Genomic DNA, 4,757 nt, shown 5'->3' with positions numbered 1-4,757 from the left:
CAGCTTGCAAATGATTGTCCTTTCCTTCATTTCTCTCCTATTACGAAGATTTTAAACAGGTTCTTACATATCTCTCTTTATCAAGAATTTGAGTATCAACTAAAGCTGTTCTTAATTTACTAGCTGTAAATCCTATGAGCACTGCAATTAAAGCGATACACAATATCGCGTACCTTTTATACAATATCGCAATCAAAATTAGTGTGGGTAAAAGCAAAAGAAAAATAGATATGCAGCTTGGTTCAAAACTTAGGGAAAAATAGGTTAGAATTCCTACACACTGAAAAACAGGAAACCACAGTATCAAGTTATATTGTTCATTGCGCAGATTGTTACGTATATAACTAACTATTATGTCAAGAAAAGTTAATAAGTGTGTCGATATTTGCATGTGGTGAAATTTTATTTTTCTTTTTTCATTATTTGTATATATAATAACTAAATAAGCAACGACGCGGGATGGAGCAGCTCGGTAGCTCGTCAGGCTCATAACCTGAAGGTCGTAGGTTCAAATCCTACTCCCGCAACCATTTTTAAGGATATAGTTGTTCCACTTTCCAATCGCTTCCCTCAACAAGAGTGTATCTAAATCTAATATGCTTCCTATATTCACCTTCTTGCCAAAATTCAATTACTTTTGGGATTACGCAAAATCCCACCCAAAAATCAGGACGAGAAACTTGTGTATTGTGAAATTCTTTTTCCTTCAATTTTATAGCTTGCTCAAAATCTTGCCAATCTTTCAGAATGCTCGATTGTTTTGAGCACCATGCGCTAATTTGACTACCCAGCGCTCGAGAAGAGAAGTATTTGTCAGTTCTTTCATCGTTTAGAAGTTTAATCTCCCCTTCAATTCGTACTTGCCTAGCAAATTCTATCCAATGAAACACTAACGCAGCTTTGGGGTTCTCAGTCAATTCTTTCCCTTTTTTACTGTTTATGTTAGTGAAAAACACAAAACCTTCTTTACTATATTCCTTTAGTAATACTACTCTTGCAGATGGAATGTAGTCTTTGCTACAAGTTGCTAGCGTCATTGCAGTTGGTTGTTTACACGGAGAATTAAGTACTTCTTTATACCACTTTGAAAATAAATCAAACGGATCTTGTTCGGGTGAAAATATCATATCAAAAAATAAAATCTTAATTCTGGCACGCGTTGCAAAAATAAGTGCTACGGCCATTTTGTCGTATAAGTGTTATGATATTATTGCAAATCTTGCAAGGTTTTTGAACTTTACCATATACGTAAAAGTTATTTTGAAAGTATCCAGCAGATCCAGATGGCTGTGCATAATCTTTCAGTGTTGAACCGCCTGCAGCAATTGCATCACTCAGAGTATTTTTTATTTCAGCAGCAAGTTTTTCGCACTCTCTATAGGTCAAGTCTTTTGCTGATCTGAGTGGTGATATGCGGGCTCTAAACAAACTTTCAGAAGCATATATATTCCCTACGCCAACTATTAATTTATTATCCATTAATGCTGATTTGATATTCACTTTTTTGTTTTTCAGCAACTCCTGTAAATAATCTCCACTGAATTCATCCGTGAGGGGCTCTATTCCGAAACCGTCAAAAAAATTTATTTCTTGTTCTTTGCTTAAAGTAATAACTAATCCAAATCTTCTTGGATCATTAAAGATTATTGAAGTATTATCGGAAAATAAAAATACCACGTGATCGTGCTTATTCCGCACTTGATCGTGGTCAGCATATATAAGCTTTCCGCTCATGCCAAGATGTATGATGACAGCCATACTATCATCTGTATTCGAGATTATGTACTTACCTCTACGTTTAATATCATTTATGACTCTGCCCTTTAGCACATCATCAATATTTTTTGTTATTGGGGCACGTAAATTCCAATTATTAACTATGACATTACTAATTTGCTTGTTTTTAATTTTATCAAGCAAAAAATTAGAGATTACTTCCACTTCCGGTAATTCTGGCATCTTGTCTACTCTGTTGCTGCTTTTTTCTTTTTAAAATATTTTGCTTTAAAGCTTTCGCTAATCTTTTTCTCTCTTCTTCTTTTTCCTTATTTTTTTTTATGTTATTCATTATCATAATGTGTGAACTTGCCGTTGTAGCTCAGGTGGTAGAGTACGTCATTGGTAATGACGAGGTCCCAAGTTCGAATCTTGGTAACGGCACACTGATTATACTTATAATATTGCATAACTTGTAAGCAAGGCTTAAAAGAAAGTTAAAGAGGTAAGTTGTCATGCTTTTTCCATATCCTTTCTACCTTCTTGTTTTTGAGTAGCTCTAATGCTTTATAAAAGTGATACCTTGTTTTACTTGGCACTATAATGTCATCAATGTATCCATGTGATGCAGCAAAAAATGGATTAGCGAACTTTTCTTTGTATTCTTTAATTAACGTTTGCTGATCTTTTTCGTGTCGAAATATAATCTCAACTGCACTTTCAGGGCCCATCACAGCTATTTCAGCAGTTGGCCAGGCATAATTTATATCACCTTTTAGATGTTTCGAATTCATAACAATGTATGCACCACCATACGCTTTTCTAGTGATAAGGCTAATTTTCGGCACGGTCGCTTCAGCGTAAGCGTAAAGCAGTTTCGCTCCGTGTTGTATTATATTATTGTATTCTTGATTTGTACCCGGCAAAAATCCTGGAACATCAATAAGTGTGATGATCGGAATGTTAAATGCGTCACAAAACCTTACAAACCTCGCAGCTTTTCTTGAAGAATCAATATCCAAACATCCTGCAAGGTGCATAGGTTGATTTGCAACAATACCGACAGTATTTCCTCCAATTCTACCAAAACCAGTTATGATATTACGAGCAAAATCAGGTTTCAGTTCAAAGAAATTCCTTTCATTACAAACTTTTTCAATGAGTTCATACATATCATAAGGAGTATTAGGATTGGTAGGAATTAGAGTGTTTAAGGATTCATCAATGTCGTCAACATCATTACAGATTGGTGCAGATTTTGGTGATTCTTGATTATTTGCTGGTAAGAAAGTAAAGAATTCACGCATTTTTAGCAGCATTTCAACATCATTATTGAATGCAAAATCCGCTACTCCTGTTTTGCTTGTATGAATTTTTGCTCCACCGAGGTCTTCGAAACTTACATCTTCGTAGGTAACCTTTTTTACTACATCTGGCCCGGTTATAAACATATATGAACTGTTTTTCACCATGAAAGTAAAGTCAGTTAATGCTGGGGAATAAACTGCACCTCCTGCACATGGGCCCATAATTAAAGAAATTTGTGGTATAACACCCGATGCATTTACGTTTCTTTGAAAAATTTCTCCATAACCAGCAAGAGAATTTACTCCTTCCTGAATTCTGGCTCCACCAGAATCATTTAGTCCGATAATTGGAACTCTGGAATTAATTGCCATGTCCATAATTTTGCATATTTTTTTTGCATGTGACGCACCAAGTGAACCACCAAAGACAGTAAAATCCTGAGAATAAACAAAAACTTTTCTGCCATAAATAGTACCATGACCAATCACTACCCCATCACCTAAAAAATTAGCATTTTGCATGCCAAAATCATTTGCATGATGTTTTACGAATTTATCGTATTCTGCAAAAGAACTTTCATCGAGCAATATACTGAGCCTTTCTCTAGCAGTTAATTTCCCTTTTTCATGTTGTTTGGTAATCCTGTCAGAACCGCCTCCTTTTTCAGCTTCTAGTGCTTTGGTTTTTAGATTTTCTAGTATTTTAAAGTCTTGCATACAATAAAGTAGTTTTCAAATTAGTTGTAGACTTTATTAAGTTTACAAACCCTACTAACTATACACATACACTATTGCTATATGCAACAATGTATGTATGATAATTGTTAGTGCTCTGGTGATTCATGGTCACTACTTTGAAAATGTTGCGATGTGTCAACACTTTTCATATTAGAAAGAGGTGGACTAACTGCACTGCTTTTCGTTTGTGCAAAACTTTTAGCAGCTTCAACAACCTTGCTTATACGAGGTTCTTTTTCTAGCTCTTTTAGGTACTTTGAGAAGATTTCACAACTTTTGTCATCCATATGTACCATTATTTTACCAAAACTTTCAGCTTTTTCAGAAGATAAAATCATTTCGATCTTTTCATCGCCTACCCTAAAGGTCATTTTTACTTTGCCTTGCATATCATGATATTGCCAGCTTTTTATTCAGATTAGATTATCTCCTTCTCCTATTCGCAATGCACCATATTCTAAGTCCTTAAATTCCGGGGAGTTCATAAATTTTGCAGGAGTGATCACACTTTTTTCTGGACACTGTACATAATAAAATTTATTATCTCTTTCTACTACAATTCCTTTTTTTTGTCATTTTCAATACTATCACTTACAATTTGTTTTAGACGTGACAAATATTCGCCGCGTTCTCTCAGTATATCTTCTGGCAATAATCTCCGAACTTCTTGGCTCACATCAGTGCCTGTTGAAACTAGATTAAACATTTCTAACATAAGAGGCCGTAGTTTTTCTTTTCCAGTCTCAGTAACATTTTTATCTTGCTCCATGAGGTGGTATAAGATCAGTATCGAATAATCTATTATTGATGACTTTTTTCTCCTTGGAATACATCAACACTAAACATGACCTTGTGCTTTTTTGCATCGTCTATAGATTTTTGAAGTCTCTTTGCTATGTTTTCGATAGCTTCATCATTAGGTAAGTGTTCAGGCAATGGCGTCAACTTAAGGAAAAATATCAGCGATAGTGTATAAAATTTCTCTCCAAATTTTTT

General features: G+C 34.8%; 8 protein-coding genes and 2 tRNA genes. 2 read left to right on the top strand and 8 right to left on the bottom strand.

The genetic code is table 11. The features are described 5' to 3' along the window. Window positions 1–40: 40 nt before the first annotated feature. Window positions 41–391 carry a hypothetical protein gene (locus OZD61_RS01635; protein ID WP_274979608.1) on the bottom strand — a complete coding sequence of 117 codons (351 nt, stop codon included), beginning with the start codon at window positions 389–391 and terminating at the stop codon, window positions 41–43. Window positions 392–453: 62 nt separating this feature from the next. Between OZD61_RS01635 and OZD61_RS01630 the strand changes: the two genes are divergently transcribed. After that, window positions 454–530: transfer RNA gene (locus tag OZD61_RS01630), tRNA-Met, on the top strand. Window positions 531–533: 3 nt separating this feature from the next. On the opposite strand, the gene pdxH is transcribed toward OZD61_RS01630, so the two are convergent. From pdxH to OZD61_RS01615, 3 genes are read right to left on the bottom strand one after another with little or no spacing between them, the layout of a single operon-like run. Continuing rightward, window positions 534–1,127 carry a pyridoxamine 5'-phosphate oxidase gene (gene pdxH / locus OZD61_RS01625; RefSeq protein WP_274979607.1) on the bottom strand — a complete coding sequence of 198 codons (594 nt, stop codon included), beginning with the start codon at window positions 1,125–1,127 and terminating at the stop codon, window positions 534–536. A gap of 16 nt (window positions 1,128–1,143) precedes the next feature. Next, window positions 1,144–1,959, bottom strand: a complete 816-nt coding sequence (gene mutM / locus OZD61_RS01620) for a bifunctional DNA-formamidopyrimidine glycosylase/DNA-(apurinic or apyrimidinic site) lyase (protein WP_265023660.1) — start codon at window positions 1,957–1,959, stop codon at window positions 1,144–1,146. Further along, entirely contained in the window at window positions 1,925–2,068 is a 144-nt protein-coding gene (locus tag OZD61_RS01615) for a hypothetical protein (protein WP_182321034.1), read from the bottom strand. Before OZD61_RS01615 ends, mutM begins: the two co-directional genes overlap by 35 nt. Window positions 2,069–2,087: 19 nt before the next feature. On the opposite strand from OZD61_RS01615, the gene OZD61_RS01610 reads away from it, so the two are divergent. After that, window positions 2,088–2,160 (top strand) — tRNA-Thr (locus OZD61_RS01610). Between the two features lie 53 nt (window positions 2,161–2,213). On the opposite strand, the gene OZD61_RS01605 is transcribed toward OZD61_RS01610, so the two are convergent. The 4 genes from OZD61_RS01605 to OZD61_RS01590 all read right to left on the bottom strand — a co-directional run. After that, window positions 2,214–3,740, bottom strand: a complete 1,527-nt coding sequence (locus OZD61_RS01605; protein ID WP_274979606.1) for an acyl-CoA carboxylase subunit beta — start codon at window positions 3,738–3,740, stop codon at window positions 2,214–2,216. A gap of 107 nt (window positions 3,741–3,847) precedes the next feature. After that, complete coding sequence (locus tag OZD61_RS01600; protein WP_231115838.1) at window positions 3,848–4,150, bottom strand: hypothetical protein; 303 nt, start codon at window positions 4,148–4,150, stop codon at window positions 3,848–3,850. A 164-nt stretch (window positions 4,151–4,314) separates the two neighbouring features. Continuing rightward, complete coding sequence (locus tag OZD61_RS01595) at window positions 4,315–4,530, bottom strand: hypothetical protein (protein WP_274979605.1); 216 nt, start codon at window positions 4,528–4,530, stop codon at window positions 4,315–4,317. 32 nt (window positions 4,531–4,562) lie between these two features. Further along, window positions 4,563–4,757: hypothetical protein (locus OZD61_RS01590; RefSeq protein ID WP_274979604.1), on the bottom strand; the 195-nt coding region annotated here is incomplete at its 5' end.

Source organism: Wolbachia endosymbiont of Drosophila bocki, assembly GCF_028982005.1.
Lineage (GTDB): Bacteria > Pseudomonadota > Alphaproteobacteria > Rickettsiales > Anaplasmataceae > Wolbachia > Wolbachia pipientis.
The sequence above is the reverse complement of the archived record's forward strand: the minus strand, read 5'-3'. Positions and strand labels throughout refer to the sequence as shown.

Coding starts and splice junctions, on each gene's coding strand:
- OZD61_RS01635 (WP_274979608.1), bottom strand. CDS start 391: ATGCAAATATCGACACACTTATTAACTTTTCTTGACATAATAGTTAGT.
- pdxH (WP_274979607.1), bottom strand. CDS start 1,127: ATGATATTTTCACCCGAACAAGATCCGTTTGATTTATTTTCAAAGTGG.
- mutM (WP_265023660.1), bottom strand. CDS start 1,959: ATGCCAGAATTACCGGAAGTGGAAGTAATCTCTAATTTTTTGCTTGAT.
- OZD61_RS01615 (WP_182321034.1), bottom strand. CDS start 2,068: ATGAATAACATAAAAAAAAATAAGGAAAAAGAAGAAGAGAGAAAAAGA.
- OZD61_RS01605 (WP_274979606.1), bottom strand. CDS start 3,740: ATGCAAGACTTTAAAATACTAGAAAATCTAAAAACCAAAGCACTAGAA.
- OZD61_RS01600 (WP_231115838.1), bottom strand. CDS start 4,150: ATGCAAGGCAAAGTAAAAATGACCTTTAGGGTAGGCGATGAAAAGATC.
- OZD61_RS01595 (WP_274979605.1), bottom strand. CDS start 4,530: ATGGAGCAAGATAAAAATGTTACTGAGACTGGAAAAGAAAAACTACGG.